Genomic DNA, 19,503 nt, shown 5'->3' on the forward strand with positions numbered 1-19,503 from the left:
TCTGTGGCGTCTTGTTGGCTGAATGAGGGATACGCCATGCAAAAGCACCTGATGAGATCGAGGAAGTTCGCGCCGCTGTTCTGGACGCAGTTCCTTACCGCCTTCAATGATAATTTTCTGAAGCAGACTCTGGTTTTCGTCATTCTCGCCCAGATGGCGACGGAGGGAGCGGCCCTGGTGACGCTCGCAGGCGGCATCTTCATCGTGCCGTTTCTGCTCCTGTCGGCGATTGCCGGCGAACTCGCCGACAAGCACGACAAGGCCAAGCTGGCCGAGCTTCTGAAGCGCTGCGAGCTTCTCGTGGCGGCGATCTCGGTCGTCGGCATTGCCTTCTCCTCCATCTGGATATTGATGCTTGCCCTCTTCGGCTTCGGCGTCATTTCCTCGCTCTTTGGGCCGATCAAATACGGCATCCTGCCGGATCATCTGGAAAACCGGGATCTTCCCAAGGCCAATGCCTGGATCGAGGGCGGCACCTTCATCGCCATTCTGACTGGCACCATGGTCGCAGCGGTCGCTTTCCGCGAAGGCGAGAATGTCTGGATCTTCGGACCGATGATGATGGGGTTGTCCCTCCTTTGCTGGTTCTCCGCCCGCATGATCCCCGCGACCGGTTCCAAGGCGCCGGACCTCGTCGTCGACAAGAATGTCGTGCGCTCCAGCTACAGGCTGGTCAACGAGCTTCGCGCCGACAGCCGCATCTGGCGCGCCTCGCTGATGAACTGCTGGTTCTGGTTCGTCGGCGCCTTCATCATGTCGATGCTGCCGGTCATGGTCACCGATATTCTCGGTGGCTCGGAAATCGTTGTTCCCGCCTATCTGGCAATCTTCGCCATTTCCGTCGCCATCGGCTCGGCCATTGCCGGATGGATGGCTGCCGGCCGCATCGTGCTTTTGCCGGCGCCAATCGGCATGCTGATCGTCGCGCTCTTCGGTCTCGATCTCGGCTGGAACCTGTGGGGCCTTCAGTCGACCAGTCATGCCGAAACCATTCTTGCCTTCTTCGCCGGGCCGAAAACCATCCGCGTCGCTATCGATCTCGCCGGCATGGCGATCGGTGGTGCTTTCCTCGCCGTCCCCACGTTTGCTGCCATGCAGAGCTGGGCAAACGAGGATCGCCGCGCCCGCGTCATTGGCGCCTCGAATGTGCTCTCTGCTCTCTTCATCGCCGTGGGCTTGGCGCTTGTCGCCGTCCTGCAGGCAGTGGGCCTGTCGATCCCGGTTATCATCCTCAGCATCTCCGTGCTCAACATCGCGATTGCTTGGCTCATGCTGAAAATGCTGCCGACCAATGCCTTCCGCGACCTCATCTCCATCATCTTCCGCGCCTTCATGCGGCTTGAAGTCGAAGGCCTGGAAAACATCCGCAAGGCAGGTCCCGCACCGATCATCGCGCTCAACCATGTGAGCCTGCTCGACGGCGCCCTGGCGCTCGCCATCACAGAGGAAGAGCCAGTCTTTGCGATCGACACTGCATTCGCCAAAAAATGGTGGGTGCGGCCGCTTTTGAAGATGTGCAAATTCCTGCCGCTCGACCCGACGAAACCGATGGCGACGCGCTCGCTGATCAAGGTGATCCAGGATGGCAGCCCGGTCGGCATCTTCCCCGAGGGTCGCCTGACAGTCACGGGTACACTGATGAAGGTCTATGACGGTGCGGCCATGGTCGCCGACAAGACCGGCGCGATGATCGTGCCTGTCCGTATAGACGGTCTGGAAAAGAGCTATGCCTCCTACCTGACCTCGAGCCATGTGCGCCGCCGCCTCTTCCCCAAGGTCAAGGTGACGATCCTCGAGCCGGTCAAGCTCGACGTTCCCGCAGAACTCAAGGGTCGCAAGCGCCGTATCGCCGCCGGCGCCGCTCTCTATCAGATCATGTCGGCGCTGATGTTCCGCACCGCCGACACGAACAATACGGTCCTCGGCCGCGTCATCGAAAGCGCCCACGAATATGGTGGCAAGAAACTCGCCGTCGAGGACCCGATTGCCGGCAAGCTCTCCTATGCCAAGCTTCTCACCGGCGCTGCGGTGTTGGGCGCGAAGTTCAAGAAGATGTTCCCGAACGAGAAGACGCTGGGCGTCATGCTGCCGAACGCCAATGGCACGGCCGCGACTGTCCTCGGCGTGATGTCGGCGGGTAAGGTTCCGGCCATGCTGAACTTCACGGCCGGTGCTGCCAACATCCTCTCCGCCTGCCGGACGGCTGAGGTCAAGCATGTGCTCTGCTCGCGTGCCTTCATTACACAGGCAAAGCTCGGTCCTGTCGTCGAGGAACTCGAAAAGCAGGTGACATTCGTCTGGCTGGACGAATTGCGCACGCAGATAACCTTCCTCAACAAGATCGTCGGCCTCATGCGCAAGTATCGGCCGCTGGTGAAGCGCACCGCCGATGACGCGGCGGTGATCCTTTTTACCTCCGGTTCGGAAGGGGCGCCGAAGGGCGTGGTGCTGACGCACCGCAATATCCTGTCGAACGCAGCCCAGGCCGCCTCGCGTATCGATTTCCACCCCGGCGACAAGGTGTTCAATGTCCTGCCGATGTTCCACTCCTTCGGCCTGACGGCGGGTACGATCCTGCCGCTCGTCTCGGGCGTGCCGATCTTCCTCTATCCGTCGCCGCTGCACTATCGCATCGTGCCGGAACTCATCTATGTCTCGAATGCGACCATCGTCTTCGGCACGGATACGTTCCTGAACGGCTATGCGCGCACCGCCCATCCCTATGACCTCAGATCGATCCGTTACATCTTCTCGGGCGCCGAGCCGGTGAAAGCATCGACCCGCGAAGTCTATATGGAGAAATTCGGCCTGCGCATCCTGGAAGGCTACGGCGTCACCGAGGCTGCCCCGGTGATCTCGCTGAACACGCCGATGTACAATCGTACGGGAACGGTCGGCAAGATCATGCCGGGCATGGAATGGAAGCTCGAGCCGGTTCCAGGCATCGACGAGGGCGGCCGTCTTATGATCCGTGGCGCCAACGTCATGGCCGGCTATTTGCGCGCCGACAATCCCGGCGTTCTCGAGCCGCTGCCGGAAGGCTGGCACGATACCGGCGACATCGTTACCATCGACGAGGACGGCTTCGTCAAGATCCGCGGCCGCGCCAAGCGCTTCGCCAAGATCGGCGGCGAAATGATCTCGCTGGCTGCTGTGGAAACTCTTGCCGCTCAACTCTGGCCCGGCGCCTTGAGCGTGGTCTCCTCCGTGCCAGACGCCAAGAAGGGCGAGCGTCTCGTGCTTCTCACCGATGCACCGGATGCGACCCGAAGCGATTTCCTGGCCTTCGCCAAATCGAAGGGTGCCACCGAAATGATGGTTCCGGCAGAAGTGACCGTCGGCAAGGTGCCGGTCCTCGGTTCCGGCAAGGTCGATTTCGTAACAGCCCGCGCGATGGCCTTGGAAGCTCAGTCTGAGTCACAGGCGGCGTAGGCTATAGATGCTGAAGTAGTAAAGCGGCCGATGGTTAGAGCCAGCGGCCGCCTTTTGTTGCCGAAGCCTGATGTTGTGGATTGGCTTAGGAAATGCGCGGCAGGACGATCTGAAACGTCGTGCCAGCCGGGCTACTCTCCAGCAATTCGATGCTGCCCCCATGTGAAGCGAGCATCGCCCTGATGATTCCGAGGCCCATGCCTGTGCCGCCATTGTCGCGCCGTGTCGAGAAGAACGGCTCGAAGATACGGTCGCGATTGCCGTCGGCAATGCCGCAGCCATTGTCGCGCACCTGGATTGTCGTCCTTCGTCCCTCGTTGCTTGCCTCGATTGCAAGCGTCATAGCGCCGCTTTGAAAGGCGTTCTCGGCCAGATTGGCAAAGATGATGCCAGCCGCCTCGTTGGGCAGAGCCATCATCTCTTCTGCACTTTCCTCGTTGATGATGGAAAGTTGGCGAAACTGCATCTCCAGCTGGGCGACAATGTCGCGAAGACTGCTGGAGCCCTGCTCGGATGGCAGTTCGGCTTTCGCGAGTTCGCGCAGACGCGACAACAGCCGATCCAGCCGCTCGGTATCGGCGATGATGTTTCCGAGGAAGCGGCTGCGCTGCTCCGGGCTCATCGGATTGCTGTCGTCATCGTCGCGCAGCAGTTCCGCCGCTCCCTTGATCGAGGTCAAGGGCGATTTCAGTTCGTGGGAAACGTGGGTGGCGAAGGAGCGGACGTAGTCGGAATGGTCGACCAGCTTGCCGGCGAGATCGAGAAAGCTCTGGGAGAGCGTCGCGACCTCGCGCGTGCCGTAGATTTCGAGCGGCCGGATGGCGGAGCGCCCGCCGCGGGCGATCTCGTCCGTACGGGCGATCAGTGCGTTGATCGGCACGGTCAGCGTCCGCGTCAGGACATAAGCGACGAACAGGGTCAGGATCAGAACAACGGCAAGCGTCGCAATTTCTGCCGGTGCCATCGCGCCTGAGGCGGCGCGAACGACGCGAAACCAGATGACGGTCAACACCGGCAGCGTCATTACGGTCAGAAGTACGGCATAGACGATGAGGGCGAGCGGCGGCCGCCATTTCGGTCTCACCCGTGGCGCGCGCATCATGCGGTTCCTTCCGTGGCCGATGTCAGCTTGAAGCCGATGCCATGTACCGTGACGATGACGCCCTTGCCGCCGGCTGCCGAAAGCTTGGCGCGGAGATTGCGGATATGGCTGTCGATGGTGCGGTCGGCCACCTGCATGTCGGCGCCATAGGCTGCCTCCATCAGTTGATCGCGGCTGAAGACGATCTCGGGCCGGGTAAGCAGTGTATCGAGGATCGCAAATTCGAGCGCCGTCAGGCTTAGGGGCATGTCGGCAAAACTCGCGGTACGGCCACCTCGATTGAGCCGTAGCGACCCAACGGACGCGGAGCCGCTGGTTGCATCCGGCGCCGAACCATGGCCGCTGCGCTTCAATATGGTTCTGACCCGCGCGACGAGTTCGCGCGGGCTGAAAGGTTTGGTGACATAATCGTCGCCGCCGATCTCCAGTCCCAAAATCCTGTCGATTTCCTCGTCGCGCGCCGACAGGAACAGGATCGGGAGGTTCGATGTTTTGCGGATGCGGCGGCAGACCTCCAGCCCGTCCATCTCCGGCATGCCGACATCAAGGACGATGAGATCAAGACCGCCCTTGTGAAAAGCCATCATGGCCTCCGTGCCATTGCGCGCGGTCGTCGTCTTCATGCCGGCGCGATCGAGCGCGAAGCAGATCACGTCGCGAATATTGGGTTCGTCGTCGGCAACGAGGATGCGTTGGGCCATGCTGTAGAGGTCCTGGTTCACCCGTTCGTTTTCTTCGTTTCCGTCTCGTCTTGCAAGAGTTGCATCTTCTTGAGGTAGTCGTCGAGGCGGGCGGTGCGATAAGTCCAACTTCGCCAGTCGCGCGAGCGTCCTATGTGCTGCCATTGGAGCGCTTCGCGTACCCGGCGGACATCGCCGTCGGCGGGCAGCGAGGCCAGGTAGGCATCGAGCGCCGGGATGACTGCGGGACCCAGTGTCGAGAGATAGTCGAGGTCGAGCACAACGCCTTCGCCCGATATCTCGCGGCTGTGAGTGACATTGAAGCGGGCAATGAAGGCGGGAATGTCGATCAGCGCGGCGGCGTAAAGCGTGACGACGAGCGTTGCGGAACTGAGTGCGATCAGCCATTCATTGGAGCGGTGAAGCAGGATGCGCAGGAGAATGAGGAAGAGACCGATCGCGACGAGACCCATCCATATGCCGGCGGCAACGCGCAGTTCGGTCAACGAATAAACCTCGACATAGAGATCGAGCCGCAGAATGGAGGAAAAGCAGAGCAGGATGTTCTGCGCGATCCACAGAAGCACGAGGCCGCGCAGCAGAGGGCTTCGATCGCCCGGCCCGCCGCGGTGCATGGCGGCAAGCACGAAGATGGCGGCAAGGATTGCGGTGAGCATCAGCGGATAGGCACCGCGATGGGCATATTCGGCATGGGACATGCCATCGGGCAGGCTAGCTCCGCCCCAGAGATAGGTAAGATCGAGCAGCGTCTGCACGGCAAACAGGGCGTTGAAGACGAGCAGCGAGCGCAGCAGAGCATCATGGCCGAACAGCAGATCCTCGGTTCTCGTGACAATATCGGGGACTTCGCCTCGACGTGAGCGTCTTTGCCTCAGACGCGGATGAAGCAGCAGGGACAGGGAGGCTGCAACGACCAGCCAGAAGCCGATCCGCCATGCGTCCAGCAATTGCAGCAGGAAGGTAAGGTCGATTCTGTGCAGCGTCTTGTCGATCAATGGATTGGCCGCTGCAAAAAGGGCTAGAAAGCCGGCGGCAAAAACAAGCGGGATGATCCAGCCGCGAAGGTGATGGCGGACGCCGCGCGGAGACGGTTTTCTCAGGCGGTGCAGCCAGCGATAGCTTGCGCTGCGGAAAGGCCGCGTGGGCACGTCCACGAGGAAGCGGAGCAGCACGGGCGGTAGGCGGATCCATTGACGCGGGATCAATCCGCTGACGCCGAGCGATATCAGGCAAAGGCCAAGCAGGCCGATAGTCATGCCCATCCAGGACGCGGCCTCGACAAGCGGTGCCGATGCAACGAGGCAGAGGAGCAGAAATGCCGCAACCTTTGGAATGGATTGTCTTCTTCGAGAGGAAATCAGCAGGTTGACGGCTATGATATTGGCGAAGAGGAAGAGATTGAGGCCCGGCGCCCTGTCGAAGAGCAGAAGGTCGGCCAGTGCGACCAGGGCAATGAATGTGAGGAATTTGCGATTGGAGTTGCTTGTGGCGTTTGCAGGAAGGGCGCGGGTATTGGACAGGCTCATCGGTATCGGCTCCGTGCGAGATGTTCGGCGAAGGATATGATCCTGGCCGCCTGAGCGGGCTGATCGGCTTGGGGGTGCCGCCCGTCCTCCAGCCACCAGCCCTCCTTGAGGAGACTGCGTGGCAGGCGGACGGGCGGCGTTTTGATTGTTTCGGGCGTGTTGTTCATGGCGCTACGATGGCGCGCGCCTTTGCAGAATCTGTGCAGAGCCCGAGCAGCTATTCAGGAAAATCTGTCAAGTTGGAAGGTTCGAATTATCTGCGTTGTATGAGATCTGCACAACAAGTGCCGAGGGCAGCGCCAATCTTGGCAGCATAAATTTTAGCATTGCATAATGGATGTCTCAAAACGGGGCAGTCACTTGTGGAACTTAAGCATATGTTTTCCAGCTTCCAGTCAGCCTATGGATTGATGGTCTGAAAATCGATTTGTTGAACCGGCTGTCGTACTCACCCCTGACGACAGCCGGGAATCTCGGAAGTGGTCATTCGGCTACGACCGAGATTCCCGTCAGAAACAGGCGACGCCCATGGCGCTCCGTTTCGTGCGATACAGGCGGACGCGAGGAAGCACCGGAATGCGCCGCTCTGTCGAGGGATGCGGGAGGATTCGCGTCTGTAAGCCTGGAATAAGCTTTCCACGCCGCATATTCTCGCTTGATCCCACGGCTGGATGTCATAACTGAGGGCTTGGTGGCGCATGTAGTTTAGGAGTGCCTGAAAAGGCGCAGAGGGCGGCAGATGAGAATTACCACGATTACGAATTGGGCCTACGGCATCACCGTGGTCCTGACCGTGCTGTCTGCCGTCGCTTTCATCCTCTCGGCCCGAAGCGCCACGCAGGAACGGCAGGCTGTGGAGCAGCATCTGCTGCTGAACAGCATGGGCGAAGAGCTTGCGCTTGGCGCGGAGGAAACGACGGACGAGGCACGTCTCTATGTCATGCGTGGCGAGGAGAGACACCTGGATGCCTTCACCGTCGACGAGGACGAAGAACGCCGCCGTGACACGGCCATCAACGCCCTGCGTGGCCTTGGTCTGCCCGATGCCGAGCTTCAGGTGGTCGAGGAGGTGGCTGTCAATGCGCAGGCGCTGGACAAGGTAGAGGAAGCTGCGGTCACCTCCTATACCGGCGGCAATCAGGCCGGCGCGCGCGACGCGCTGTTCGGCCCCGAACACGAGCGCGTCCAGACCGCGCTCCTCAACAGCGTCAACCAGTTTCGCACTTTGGCAACGGCGCGCACCGAAGCGGCTTTCCGCTCCGCGCAGGCACGCAGCGATCTCTGGGCCAATATTGCCAAGGTGATGCTCGCCTTGACCGCGGTGATCTTTCTCGGCGTCCTCTATTTCATCTTGCGGCGCCGGGTTGCCCTGCCGCTCGTCCGCATGACGGGGATCGTCAACCGGCTTGCCAGGCAGGATTATGCCGTCGAAGTACCGACCGACCGCCGCCGTGACGAGATCGGCGAGATGAACGACGCAATCCAGATCTTCCGCGAGAACGGCCTGGAGCGGAACCGTCTCGACGCCGAGCGCAAGCGCGATCTGGAGACAAAGGATCTCATCCTGCAGATGATGCACCGCCTGCAGGCGTGCTACGCCCAGAACGAGCTTGCCGAAGTCGTTGCACTCTTCGTGCCGCAGATCTTTCCCGGCGTCGCGGGCTGCCTCTACACGATGAATGAGAGCAGGACGACGCTGAGCGAAGTCAGCCGTTGGCTGGAGCCGGAGCATACCGAGCCTTCCTTTGCCGCCGCCGCCTGCTGGGGCCTGCGCCGCGGCCGCCCGCATGTCAGCCATGTGGCCGATACCGATATTCCCTGCCAGCATCTGGATCACTCCGGCGTGCCGGGTCTTTGCGTTCCCCTGACCGCGCTTGGCGAAGCGATCGGCCTGCTTTATTTCGAGGACCGCACGAAGGATGCGACCGCCGCCGATGCGCCGCGGCTCTATCTGGAACTGATCGCCGAAAATATCGGCCTTGCGATCGCGAACCTGCAGCTGCGTGACCGATTGATCAATCTCGCCGTGCGCGATGCCCTGACAGGGCTGCTCAACAGGCGCTCGCTGGACGAAGCGCTCAATAATCTCCACAGGGATCAATCCGCCCGCACGGTCATCTGCATGATGATCGACATCGATCACTTCAAGCGTTTCAACGACGAGTTCGGCCATGATGCCGGCGACGAAGTGTTGCGGCATGTCGGGCAGATCGCCGCCGATACGATCGGCCAAGCCGGCACGGTCTACCGCTTCGGCGGAGAGGAGTTGACTGTTATCGCCACCGATCTCGCCGACGAGGAGGGCTTTGCGCTTGCCGAGAAGCTGCGCACGCGGGTCTTCGGCACGCCCTTTTCCTATCGCGCGCGGATTGTCGGCCCGCTATCCATCTCCGTCGGCATCGCCTCTTCTCCGGTTTCCGGGCCGACCACGACCCTGATCAACCGGGCGGATGGGGCCTTGCTGAAGGCAAAGCTGAACGGCCGCAACAGAACGGAGGCGGCGTTTGCCAAGGAGGCAGAAGGGGAGCTGAAGAGGGGATAGGTCGGCGGAGCGTCTGTGACTATGATGAAAGGGATGATTGATAGAATTCTTCCGTTGGCGCTTGTCGTTTTCATCAATACGCAAGCCTATGCTGAACCACTGCATCGGGATTATCCGGGATGGGGCGCAACTTCGGCTGCGTCAAAGCCCGGCGACGTCGTTTCCGATCTGGTTCTGCGTTGCAGGGGCGAGGGGTGTGCGAAGGACACGCTCGAATGTGTGGCATTTCACCTCGATGCTCCGGCTGGTCTTTCAGACATCAAGTCGCTGGCCAACCCGGAAAAATTCCCCGTGGGCCAACTGAATTTCTGGATGGCGGCCAGCATCATGCAGGAGCGCGAGGATATTCTGCACGGACGCACGGATTTGCAGCCTTCGACGCCTTTCGCGCTTCATTCGTCTAGAATTCTCGACGTTGATATCCTCTCTTCGACATCCGATGTCAGTGACGGGCAGATAATCCTAAAGACATATCTTGCGCTTTGGCTGGACGCTACGCAATTGCGCGGACTTCGTTGTTCCTACATCGAGAACAATGACGAGCAGACCAGTGATCGTGTGATTGAGCTCTTGGGTATGCTGTTAAAGACGTAAATGGCCGAAGATCAGCGACTGCCTTGCAATGGTCGAACGGGAGGACCGAAATGCAGTGCGATCGCCTTGCTGAACACATGCTTAGATTGTAGCCTGCGTTGAAAGTCGCATAACGGAGGGACGTGATTTCATGGCCGTGACGCAGAGCACTTCACCCTTGCCACCGGGTAGCGAAACTTTGCAGGCCATGGGCTTCGACCCCGGGCTCCGCCGCAAGTTTGAAGCCGGTGTCGAATCCGGCCTTCTGCGCGATCTGCATGTCGTGCTTGCCGCCCGTTCGGGGAGCCTATGTCTGGAATACTATGCCGTTGGCCCCGACGAAAATTGGGGAGCGCCGCTCGGAGACGTCGCCTTCGACGCTGATACGCTGCACGATCTGCGCTCGGTCACCAAGAGCATAGCCGGTCTTCTCTATGGCATCGCGCTCGACAAGGGGTTGGTGCCGCCGGTGGATGCCCCTCTTTATGAGCAGTTTCCGCAATATGATGACCTCGCAAGGGATCCCGCGCGTGCCAAGATCACAGTCGGCCACGCCCTGACGATGACGCTTGGCATGGAGTGGGACGAGGATCGCCCCTATACCGATCCGCTGAATAGCGAAATTGCGATGGAGAATGCACCGGACCGATATCGCTTCGTTCTGGAGCGTCCGGTGATCGCCGAGCCGGGAACGCGCTGGATTTACTCCGGCGGCAGTGTTGCGCTGGTGGGGGCGATCATCGAGCGCGGCACCGGCAAGCGCTTGCCTGATTTCGCACGAGAGGTTCTCTTCGAGCCGCTCGGCATTGCGAAGTTCCACTGGTCGGCCGGCCATGACGGCGTGGCATCACCGGCATCCGGCTTGCGCCTGACTGCCCCAGATTTGTTGAAGGTCGGGATGCTTTTCCTGCAGAAAGGCGTGTGGAACGGCCAAAGGATCGTCTCGGAGGAGTGGATCGTCCAATCCCTCGCGCCGGCGATTTCGACCGGGGACGGTTTGAGTTATGGCAGATTGTGGTTCTCAGGCGACGCGCCGGTGCCGGCGTTTGATAGTCCGCGCCCCTGGTATGCCGGCTTCGGAAACGGCGGCCAGAGACTTTGGCTGATGCCCGATGCGGACATCGCCGCCGTCATCTACTCCGGCAAGTATAATTTATGGGATGCCTGGATTACGCCAACCCGCGTCTGGCGCGAGATCATTCTTGCCAACGTCCTGAAAGCGTGAAGATGGCTTCCTTCAAGAGCGAGTTTCCCACGCTTCTGACGGAACGGCTGCGGCTTCGTGAAGCAAGCATGGACGATCGCGACGATTTCCATGCGTTGATTTCGAGACCGGAGGTCACGCGGTTCTCGAACTGGGTTGATGCACCGAAGACGGCGCAGATCGAACGTTCCTTGCGATGGATGATCAAAATCTATCCCAAGGGGAAGGGCTGTTCATGGATCATCGAGGATCGGGGTTCCGGCCGTTTGCTCGGCGCTATCCGCTTCAACAGTATCGACCGGCACGCCAGATGTGCCGAGCTGGGATATGAGCTGCATCCCTCGGCCTGGGGCAAGGGGCTGATGAGTGAGGCGGCGAGAGCAGTCGTCCGATGCGGCTTCGACGATTTTTCGCTCAATCGCATCGAGGCCTGGACGCTCCCGGGAAATACCGCCTCCGACCGGGTGCTTGAAAAGGCGGGCTTCCAATATGAGGGTACGCTTCGACAGAAGGCACGATTCAAGGAGGCCTTCCATGATTTCCGTATGTTTGGTTGTCTGGCCGACGACCGGCAGAACTAGCACCTAGTCGACAGCTAACCGGCCGCATCGGGGCGTGTGACAGACTGAAAATAATCCCGCGGTGAGCGACCAAGCGAGCGCCGGAACATCGCTGAGAAGGCGCTCGGGCTCTCATAGCCGCAATCCATTGCGACTTCGAGAATGCTTCGGCCCTCAGCGAGCAAGCTCAGGGCCTTCAGCATCCGTGCCTGCTGCCGCCAACGGCCGAAGCTCAAGCCGGTCTCGCGTTGAAACAGCCGCATGAGCGTCGCCCGGCTCATATGAAGTCCGGCTGCCGCATCTTCGATCGAGATCGTGCTTGTAAGATTGCCGAGCAGGGTTTCGCAGAATCTCGCAAGGGCTGGATGTTTCGGCAGCGGCAAGTTAAGTGGCTGCGCAGGCTGGAAGGTGAGTTCGAGAAGCAGCAGCCGAATGACCGCCTCTGCAACCTCCTTGTGATCGGGTTTGTCGACAAGGCCGGTGAGGCGCAGGATGAGCTCGCGCAGCAGTGGCGTGACCTCCACCACCATGCACTCTTTCGGCAACGCGTCTTTGCCATCGGGATCGAGCAGCAACGAGCGAAACTGCACGCTCGTATGGCTCGCCGTCACGTGTTCGAGGTTCGGCGGCAGCCAGACAGCGCGGCTTGGCGGCACGACCCAGGTGCCGCTATCCGTGGTCAGGGAGATCACGCCGTTGACGGCGTAGAGCAGCTGTGCCTGCCTATGGCTGTGGCGAGCGCTGGTAAAGCGGCGGTCGTCATGCGTGATAACGGCAATGCCCTCGGCGACATCAGTGCCGTGCTGCAGATAGGCTTGATCCTTTTGCGACGATGATTGATCCATACACGTGAGAATATCAAAGCCCTTGGCGTTAGCCTAGAACTCCTTTCAAGCAGGATATCTCCTTTCGTGTCTGCCCCATCCCACAATCTGCATCGATCAGATCGGCCGCTTCGCGCTGCTGCCGTATCGCTGCGCGGGCGGATGGAGGCCGAAGTTTGGTCCTGTATGCGTGCTTCCCTTCAGCTTTCCGTTGCACTGCGACTTAGCTGCGGTCGTCGGGCCTGACGGCATCCCGGCGACCGTAGGCTGCTGTCTGCTTTTTCCCTGAATTGATCGACATGCAACGGAACGGATCATGCTGAAGAATCCTGAAATCAAATATCGTCCTTTTATCTCGCCCATCGAATTGCCGGATCGGCAGTGGCCGAACAAGCGGCTCGCAAGGGCGCCGCGCTGGCTTTCAACGGATCTGCGCGACGGAAATCAGGCGCTTGCCAATCCCATGGATGTCGAGCGCAAGCTGCGCTTCTACGACATGCTGCTGGCCTGCGGCTTCAAGGAGATCGAAGTCGCCTTTCCGTCCGCCTCGCAGATCGAATTTGACTTTGTGCGGGCATTGATCGAGGAGGGGCGCGTCCCCGACGACGTGACGATCCAAGTCCTCACTCAGTCGCGCGCCGATCTCATCGCCCGGACCTTCGAGTCCCTCAATGGTGCGCGCAAAGCCATCGTCCATCTCTACAATGCGACGGCGCCGCTCTTCCGCCGCGTCGTCTTCGGCATGGAACGGCACGAGATCGTCGATCTCGCTATCAGCGGCGTCACCGCGATGCTGAAGGAAAGCCTCAAGCGGCCGGAGACCGACTGGACCTTCGAATATTCGCCGGAGACTTTCTGCTTCACCGAACCGGATTTTGCGCTTGAAATCTGCGAGCGTGTGCTTGATGTCTGGCAACCGACCGTGGAGCGGCCAGCCATCCTCAATCTGCCGGCAACGGTGGAAGTGGCGATGCCGAATATCTATGCCGACCAGATCGAATGGTTCTGCCGCCATATTTCGCGGCGCGAAGCCGTCATCATCAGTGTTCATCCGCACAACGATCGCGGTACGGCGGTGGCCTCGGCCGAACAGGCGCTCCTTGCCGGCGCCGATCGTGTCGAAGGCTGCCTCTTCGGCAATGGTGAGCGCACCGGCAATGTCGATCTCGTGACGCTGGCTATGAACCTCTACACACAGGGCATCGATCCCGGACTGACCTTTCCGTCGATCCGTAACGTGGTGAAAACGGTGGAATATTGCAACGGCTTGCCCATCCATCCGCGCCACCCTTATGCAGGCGAACTCGTGCATACGGCCTTCTCCGGTTCGCATCAGGATGCGATCCGCAAGGGATTTGCCGCCCATGAGCGACGCAATGACGGCGTATGGGAAATGCCTTACCTGCCGGTTGATCCCGCCGATATCGGCGAGAGCTACGAGGCCGTTATTCGCGTCAACAGCCAGTCGGGCAAGGGGGGCGTCGCCTGGGTGATCGAGCAGGACAAGGGCCTGAAGCTGCCGCGTGCCATGCAGGTGGATTTCAGCAGGCGCGTACAGCTCCTCGCCGATGAGGCCAAACGGGAGCTGTTGGCTGAAGATATCTGGGAGGCATTCGTGGGCGCCTATCATGTCGATGATGTCGAGCGCTTCGCGCTTGTCGACTTTGAAGGAGGCTTTCGCCGCGGTTCGAGCACCGAACGGGTCTTTGCCGGCCGTATCCGGCACCGGGACCAAGACGTCACCGTCATTGGTCGCGGCAATGGCCTGGTTTCGGCCGTGCTCGCCGCGATTTCCGATGCATTTGGCGTGACGCTCAACGTCATGGACTATCAGGAGCACGCCCTTCGTCGCGGAACGGATGCAAAGGCGGCCGCCTATCTGCAATGCGTCCGGCCGGACGGTGGGCAGGTCTTCGGCGTCGGCATCGATGATGATGTTGCAACCGCAACCGTCAAGGCGGTCCTTAGCGCGGCAAGTGCTGCTGGCTGACGATCGTTCTCCTGCGTTCGCTATCGGCCGTATATTGGCCGATAGCGTTGGCATCATGCGAAGAATCCAGATCGGCTCAGTCGATCGGCTCGAGCCAGCCTCGATAGTGGACGACGGAGCCGATGAACGGCAGCGCAATGGGCACGTCGAACTGGAAGCGACCGTTGTCCGCCCATTCGTGGGCGACGCTTTGCGGAGCAAGAAAAAGCGGGAGTGGAAGCCGCAGGAATGACCAGCGCCGTATCTCCATGCAAAACCCGTTGTCGCGCATGGGGAGATCGAAGGAGAAGCGGAAGGGGCCGAAGCGCTCGACGAGGTGACCGTTCTCGTTGCTCAGATGGCTGAGAAAGCGCTGGCCGGAAAAGTCCCTGGTCCATTGCTCGACGCCATTGCGTTCCACGAAGGAGACGTGCAGCACGTGCTTCCCGGCGGCGGGAAAACCGAACACCTTGGCGACCAGCCGAGCAGCGAGGGACTGTCCTCGGGTGACGACGGCCTCGCCCTTGGCGCCGCCATCGCCGAAGACCTCGTGCATGGCGCGCACCGGCTTGGCCAGATGCGCGAATGCAGAACCCATGACGCGCGGGTAGAGCGGCGTATAGGGCGCTTCCGTCACCTCCTCGCTGATTGCCAGATCACGAAACAAGGTCCGGAAATCGGCAAGCGCCAGAAGCCCGCCGGCATGACGGGCGCCGGGCGAGATGTGGCCGTCGCGCAGGGCGCGCGCCAGCAATTGCGCCGGAAGGGTCGGGATTTCCACGCCGTCGCCATTTTCGGCAATAAGCGTCCAGCGGCGCGCTCGCATGGCGCCTTGCTCCGTTCCCTTGATTTCGATCGTCACGGCAGAGCGTGCGGTGCCAAGTCTTGCTGTCAGACCTTGCAGTGGCAGCAGAAAGCGGCTGATCTCGCTGAGCGATGTCAGCCATCCCCAGGCAACTGGCCAGGACAGCAGCCAGAGTGCGAGTGTCTGAAACGCAAATTCAGGTCCGGCCCGGAAAAGTACGCTCGGGCGTCCGACGATGCCTTCGACCAGCAGATCGTGATCCGGCACGTCGGCGAGCGCCACCAGCCGACGCAACGGGCGATGACCTGCAATCGCATATGTCTCGCGCTTCAGCATGTGCCAGCCGATTACGTTCCGCCAGCGCCGACCGCGCCAGAGCCGCACCGGCTTGCCGACATAGCTCAGGATCGCCGATGCGACCGATGCGCCTGCGGTCGCGCGATTGGAGGCGCTGATCGACATCTCTATCGAACGAACCTCCTGCATGTCCCTGGCAAGCTCGGCCACGACGGCGCTCGACAGCGCCGGCACGCTCGATGCGCCGGAAATGACGGCGACGCCTGTAGCCTTGGCCTGTTGATCGAGGCGGCCGATCGCGCCGACAAAATCGCGGGCATCGGCAAGATCGATGTAATGAACGCCGGCCCCTATGCAGCTTCGCGCGACCCTGTCGTCGCTTTGTTGAAAGGGGCCTGCCGCGTCGATCAACAGGAAGGGCTTGTGCTCGTCGAGAATTGTAGCGATATCGCCATTTCGATCGGCTTGCAGCGCCATTGCATTCGGTAAATGGCGGGCGAGTGCCTGCGCGGTTTCGAGATTACGACCTGCGATCAGAACTTGGAAACCGTCGCCGGCGAGACGCCGCGACAGGCGCGAGCCGAACCCGCCATAACCACCAAGCACGAGGATCTTCGTCAAAGGATGCGGCTCGCCTGTTCGGGCGTCGGCAACCAGCATGTCTCGCGTTTGCCGAAAATGCGATAACGGTTGCGGGCAAGCCAGCGATAGGCGGGATCACGCAGCACGCGTGGAACCAGGCGCAACAAGGAGATTGCCTTCCAGGGCCAATCAAGCCCGGCATAGATGCCGAGCACGGCGTCGCTGTCGCGCAGCACTTTTGGGCCATCCACGATGATTATGCTGTCGGGATCGGCGGGGTCCATTCCACAGCGGCGATAGAGGGCCGTGCCGACTTCTCCCTGCATGGAGGCCAGCCGGAAGCGGCCGATACGGTCGTGGCGCAGCACGAATTGAGCGTTGGCCGAGCACAGGACGCACATGGCATCGAATACGATGACAGGCCCCTGATCGTCGCTGATACTGCTTTTGCTCATGCTGGCGTCGGCGCTTCCGTAAACCGGTCTGCCCGCAGCTTTGCCCGGTTGAGCTTCCGCCGTCAATTGTCCGTTTTCGGGGGCTGTCATGTCAGATTGACGCAAGCCCGCCTGCTTGGTGGCGCAGGACCGGCAGCAGAAAGATCGCAAGACACATGGCGATCAATCAGCAGGTCGACACGAGGCCCGGTTTCTTGGACGGGGCCTCGTGTCGCTCATAAGGGCGGCTTAGCGATAACGCCAGCCACCATGCCACCACTCGCGATGCACCCAATAACGGCGACCATCCCAGTAACCGCGGCCGGGATAGAAAATGCCGACTGCCGGACCGGCGGGCACGACGACGACGGGCCGCCCATTCGGGCGGCAATAGCCGTAGGGGCCGCGATGAAAGCCGATGCCGCATCCGTCACGTGCCTCGGCCGGCGAGATGGCTGCAAAGCAGGCGGTCGCGGCAAAAGCCAGCAAAATGATCTTTTTCATGATATCCTCGTTCGTCCTTGAAGAGCTTACGCTGTTATCCCTTCAGTGCTTAAACGCCCACGCTCGGCAAATCCGTCGCTGGACATCGATCATTTTGCATTTGGATGAAAAAGGCGGATTTGCCGCGTAGAAGTCACCCGGCGACGCGGGAGAATTGCGCTGGCGGCCGGATCAGGATCGAATCTCGAGAGCCCTTGCCGGACACGATTTTACGCTGGGTGCCTTCCTTTTGCCGATGACGGGCATGCGTCGCATGAAGGCGCGCAGAATGGCGAGGATCGCCTTGTATTGTTCGCCGGGGCACAGGTGACCATCGGAATCATAGGCAAACAGGAGCCGCCGCCGCGCGAATGCGTGGGCCAGCCACAAGGCGAAGGCGACGCCGACGCCCCAGCCCATCAGTGTGTCGCTTGCCCAATGTGCGCCGACCCATTGGCGCGACAGGCAGATCAGAACGCCGATAGGCATGAAGACGGGGCGGAGGCGGGGTAAGACGAGCGCCAGCGACATCGCCATGGCGCCGGCTGTTGCCGAATGCCCGGAGGGGAAGGACGCGAAGTTTGCATGGAAAGCCAGCGGTTTGAAGAAAAAGGCGCCGTGCGTATCCAGAAGTTCCGGTCTGGCGCGACCGATGATGTTCTTCGCAAGCGAATCGACGATGCCGCCGCCGGCGACCGCGAGGAAGACAAAGGCGGCTGCGGTGGCGATGAGATCTGCACCGCGCCGCATGGATTTCCGCAACTTATGCGCCGGTGCGAAGATCGCAAATATCAACACGGCACCGCTGAACGAGAGCACCAATAGCCCGGTACCGAGACTGCTGATCCATTTTGCTATTCCTCGCAGCTGTGCGGGAAACGATTTCATCCACACGCCCAATGGGTAATCGGCCGTCCACATCACGAGTAAGGACAAGGCAAGGAAGATGGCGATAATGACAAGCGGACGTTCGAGAAAAGCGCGATTTGCCGGAGGTTCAATAGTCGGGCTGTTGAAGAAGCAGCGAAGGCCGCCGGTCATGCGCCTGCGGCCGGTATCGGCGGAGCGCCCCAGCATTTCTTTCATAGCCTGTCGGCCTCGCTGCCATGCCCGCATTAAGCCGACTTTCCAATGCGGCCCGATGCCGCCGCGCGTGGAGCTGGGTTCACCAATCACCTTCCGCTCCGTTTCCCTTGAAAAGGGCTGCTACAGCAACTCGCTGACAGTCGCCTGAAAGGCTGCGATTGACGGGTCGGACATCGGTCGCCGGGATGGCAAGCCGAAATGGAAGGCCTGCGGGTCAGATCCGCTTTCAGAATGTGCTGTTTGGGGCCTGGCGCGCTGCGTGGCGCCGAAAAAGACTTTGCCGCCAACGAGGTAGCTTCGGAATATCGCGATCTCGGGCAAGGGCCTTTGGGAGGATTGCTTCGGCCGCCATTTTTAGCGACAATTGGGGCAGCGTTCGGTGGGAGGAGCCAAATGCAAGAATATTCCGCGCATGCGGACCAAGTGTACGCGTCGGCGCAATCGGCGGCGGCGAGTTCTTCGGTCGTTGCCTCCTGGCGACGATGCATGGTCATGCATCGTCTTGCGCCCGAGGAGACGCGTTTGCCGATGCGTCTGACCGGTCAGGAATTTCAAGCGGCGCTGGAACGCTCGGACCGGCTGGTCGCCGAAGCCAGCAACGAACTCGATCGTCTTTTCCTCGCGGTCGGCAAGGCCGGTTGCTGCCTGCTTCTGACCGATCGGGATGGCATTGCGCTTGAGCGTCGCGGTGCGACGGCTGACGACAAGGAGTTTCACGACCTGGGCCTATGGACCGGCTCCATCTGGACCGAGGCGAGCATCGGCACCAATGGCATCGGCACGGCGCTTGCCGACGAGCGGGCGGTGGCTATCTTTCGTGACCAGCACTTCTTCTGCTCGAACATCAACCTCAGCTGCACCACGGCGCCGATCCGCGACCATCGCGGCCAGCTTGCTGGCGCGCTCGACATTTCCACCTGCCGCGACGATGTGAACGACGCGACTTTGGCGATCCTGTCGCAGACGGTGCGCGACGCGGCGGTGCGCATCGAGCTCAATCTGTTCCGCAGCGCCTTTGCCGGCGCCCGTTTCGTCATGGTGCCGACGGATACGGCATCCACTTCGGCGCTGCTCGCGGTCGACCGTAACGACCTCGTGCTCGGAGCCACGCGGGCCGCGCGCCTCGCACTCAAGCTCGACGATCACAGCATTGCTGCCGGAGTTCCCGCGTCCGACGTTCTTCGCGAGCAAGCGGCGGTGGGCGAAGATCTCGCGGAGGCCGAACGGGCCGCTCTTCTGAGGGCGCTTTCCCGCGCTAACGGTAACGTATCCCAGGCAGCGGCTGCGCTCGGCATGAGCCGCTCGACGTTGCATCGGAAAATGAAGCGGCTCAATCTGCACTGAATTTGGCGGTCGGGCATTTTCGGCGAGGCAGCTGTCGCA

Annotated in this window: 15 protein-coding genes; 7 read left to right on the forward strand and 8 right to left on the reverse strand. The window is 61.0% G+C overall.

What is annotated here, in order from left to right; all coding sequences use genetic code 11:
- The first annotated feature begins 36 nt into the window (after positions 1-36).
- Positions 37-3,432 carry an acyl-[ACP]--phospholipid O-acyltransferase gene (locus BJ928_RS09440; protein WP_047631735.1) on the forward strand — a complete coding sequence of 1,132 codons (3,396 nt, stop codon included), beginning with the start codon at positions 37-39 and terminating at the stop codon, positions 3,430-3,432.
- An 85-nt stretch (positions 3,433-3,517) separates the two neighbouring features.
- On the opposite strand, the gene BJ928_RS09445 is transcribed toward BJ928_RS09440, so the two are convergent.
- From BJ928_RS09445 to BJ928_RS09455, 3 genes are read right to left on the reverse strand one after another with little or no spacing between them, the layout of a single operon-like run.
- Complete coding sequence (locus tag BJ928_RS09445) at positions 3,518-4,531, reverse strand: HAMP domain-containing sensor histidine kinase (RefSeq protein ID WP_047631928.1); 1,014 nt, start codon at positions 4,529-4,531, stop codon at positions 3,518-3,520.
- Entirely contained in the window at positions 4,531-5,235 is a 705-nt protein-coding gene (locus BJ928_RS09450; protein ID WP_047631927.1) for a response regulator, read from the reverse strand. The genes BJ928_RS09445 and BJ928_RS09450 overlap by 1 nt, the downstream gene beginning before the upstream one ends.
- Before the next feature lie 17 nt (positions 5,236-5,252).
- The gene (locus tag BJ928_RS09455) at positions 5,253-6,761 is read right to left on the reverse strand and encodes a DUF4173 domain-containing protein (RefSeq protein ID WP_052227714.1); all 1,509 of its coding nucleotides are present in this window, start codon (positions 6,759-6,761) and stop codon (positions 5,253-5,255) included.
- A 739-nt stretch (positions 6,762-7,500) separates the two neighbouring features.
- Between BJ928_RS09455 and BJ928_RS09460 the strand changes: the two genes are divergently transcribed.
- From BJ928_RS09460 to BJ928_RS09475, 4 genes are all read left to right on the forward strand, one after another.
- Positions 7,501-9,303: a diguanylate cyclase gene (locus BJ928_RS09460; RefSeq protein WP_047631734.1), complete on the forward strand. Its 1,803-nt coding sequence runs from the start codon at positions 7,501-7,503 to the stop codon at positions 9,301-9,303.
- Positions 9,304-9,324: 21 nt separating this feature from the next.
- A complete protein-coding gene (locus tag BJ928_RS09465) occupies positions 9,325-9,897 on the forward strand; it encodes a hypothetical protein (protein ID WP_047631733.1) in 573 nt (190 codons plus the stop codon).
- Between the two features lie 130 nt (positions 9,898-10,027).
- Positions 10,028-11,101: a serine hydrolase gene (locus BJ928_RS09470; protein WP_082011869.1), complete on the forward strand. Its 1,074-nt coding sequence runs from the start codon at positions 10,028-10,030 to the stop codon at positions 11,099-11,101.
- A 2-nt stretch (positions 11,102-11,103) separates the two neighbouring features.
- Positions 11,104-11,661 (forward strand): GNAT family protein, encoded by a 558-nt coding sequence (locus BJ928_RS09475; protein ID WP_047631731.1) that lies wholly within the window; start codon positions 11,104-11,106, stop codon positions 11,659-11,661.
- 14 nt (positions 11,662-11,675) lie between these two features.
- On the opposite strand, the gene BJ928_RS09480 is transcribed toward BJ928_RS09475, so the two are convergent.
- Positions 11,676-12,485, reverse strand: coding sequence for a helix-turn-helix transcriptional regulator (locus BJ928_RS09480; RefSeq protein ID WP_052227713.1), 810 nt, complete (start codon positions 12,483-12,485; stop codon positions 11,676-11,678).
- 295 nt (positions 12,486-12,780) lie between these two features.
- Here BJ928_RS09480 and leuA point away from each other — a divergent pair, with 295 nt between their 5' ends.
- A complete protein-coding gene (leuA, locus tag BJ928_RS09485; protein ID WP_047631730.1) occupies positions 12,781-14,454 on the forward strand; it encodes a 2-isopropylmalate synthase in 1,674 nt (557 codons plus the stop codon).
- Positions 14,455-14,530: 76 nt separating this feature from the next.
- Here leuA and BJ928_RS09490 read toward each other — a convergent pair whose 3' ends face one another.
- From BJ928_RS09490 to BJ928_RS09505, 4 genes are all read right to left on the reverse strand, one after another.
- Positions 14,531-16,195 (reverse strand): SDR family oxidoreductase, encoded by a 1,665-nt coding sequence (locus BJ928_RS09490; RefSeq protein WP_052227712.1) that lies wholly within the window; start codon positions 16,193-16,195, stop codon positions 14,531-14,533.
- A complete protein-coding gene (locus BJ928_RS09495; RefSeq protein ID WP_047631924.1) occupies positions 16,153-16,572 on the reverse strand; it encodes a thiol-disulfide oxidoreductase DCC family protein in 420 nt (139 codons plus the stop codon). Before BJ928_RS09495 ends, BJ928_RS09490 begins: the two co-directional genes overlap by 43 nt.
- Positions 16,573-16,800: 228 nt before the next feature.
- Positions 16,801-17,055 carry a hypothetical protein gene (locus tag BJ928_RS09500; RefSeq protein WP_047631729.1) on the reverse strand — a complete coding sequence of 85 codons (255 nt, stop codon included), beginning with the start codon at positions 17,053-17,055 and terminating at the stop codon, positions 16,801-16,803.
- Positions 17,056-17,226: 171 nt separating this feature from the next.
- The gene (locus BJ928_RS09505; RefSeq protein WP_245432265.1) at positions 17,227-18,120 is read right to left on the reverse strand and encodes a phosphatase PAP2 family protein; all 894 of its coding nucleotides are present in this window, start codon (positions 18,118-18,120) and stop codon (positions 17,227-17,229) included.
- A gap of 393 nt (positions 18,121-18,513) precedes the next feature.
- Here BJ928_RS09505 and BJ928_RS09515 point away from each other — a divergent pair, with 393 nt between their 5' ends.
- A complete protein-coding gene (locus BJ928_RS09515) occupies positions 18,514-19,464 on the forward strand; it encodes a helix-turn-helix domain-containing protein (protein ID WP_047631727.1) in 951 nt (316 codons plus the stop codon).
- Positions 19,465-19,503: the final 39 nt, after the last annotated feature.

Source organism: Rhizobium sp. WW_1 (assembly GCF_003610155.1).
Lineage (GTDB): Bacteria > Pseudomonadota > Alphaproteobacteria > Rhizobiales > Rhizobiaceae > Rhizobium > Rhizobium tropici_A.

Excerpts from the sequence above, each read along its gene's own strand:
- BJ928_RS09440 (WP_047631735.1), top strand. The coding sequence starts at position 37 with ATGCAAAAGCACCTGATGAGATCGAGGAAGTTCGCGCCGCTGTTCTGG.
- BJ928_RS09445 (WP_047631928.1), bottom strand. The coding sequence starts at position 4,531 with ATGCGCGCGCCACGGGTGAGACCGAAATGGCGGCCGCCGCTCGCCCTC.
- BJ928_RS09450 (WP_047631927.1), bottom strand. The coding sequence starts at position 5,235 with ATGGCCCAACGCATCCTCGTTGCCGACGACGAACCCAATATTCGCGAC.
- BJ928_RS09455 (WP_052227714.1), bottom strand. The coding sequence starts at position 6,761 with ATGAGCCTGTCCAATACCCGCGCCCTTCCTGCAAACGCCACAAGCAAC.
- BJ928_RS09460 (WP_047631734.1), top strand. The coding sequence starts at position 7,501 with ATGAGAATTACCACGATTACGAATTGGGCCTACGGCATCACCGTGGTC.
- BJ928_RS09465 (WP_047631733.1), top strand. The coding sequence starts at position 9,325 with ATGATGAAAGGGATGATTGATAGAATTCTTCCGTTGGCGCTTGTCGTT.
- BJ928_RS09470 (WP_082011869.1), top strand. The coding sequence starts at position 10,028 with ATGGCCGTGACGCAGAGCACTTCACCCTTGCCACCGGGTAGCGAAACT.
- BJ928_RS09475 (WP_047631731.1), top strand. The coding sequence starts at position 11,104 with ATGGCTTCCTTCAAGAGCGAGTTTCCCACGCTTCTGACGGAACGGCTG.
- BJ928_RS09480 (WP_052227713.1), bottom strand. The coding sequence starts at position 12,485 with ATGGATCAATCATCGTCGCAAAAGGATCAAGCCTATCTGCAGCACGGC.
- leuA (WP_047631730.1), top strand. The coding sequence starts at position 12,781 with ATGCTGAAGAATCCTGAAATCAAATATCGTCCTTTTATCTCGCCCATC.
- BJ928_RS09490 (WP_052227712.1), bottom strand. The coding sequence starts at position 16,195 with ATGCTGGTTGCCGACGCCCGAACAGGCGAGCCGCATCCTTTGACGAAG.
- BJ928_RS09495 (WP_047631924.1), bottom strand. The coding sequence starts at position 16,572 with ATGAGCAAAAGCAGTATCAGCGACGATCAGGGGCCTGTCATCGTATTC.
- BJ928_RS09500 (WP_047631729.1), bottom strand. The coding sequence starts at position 17,055 with ATGAAAAAGATCATTTTGCTGGCTTTTGCCGCGACCGCCTGCTTTGCA.
- BJ928_RS09505 (WP_245432265.1), bottom strand. The coding sequence starts at position 18,120 with ATGAAAGAAATGCTGGGGCGCTCCGCCGATACCGGCCGCAGGCGCATG.
- BJ928_RS09515 (WP_047631727.1), top strand. The coding sequence starts at position 18,514 with ATGCAAGAATATTCCGCGCATGCGGACCAAGTGTACGCGTCGGCGCAA.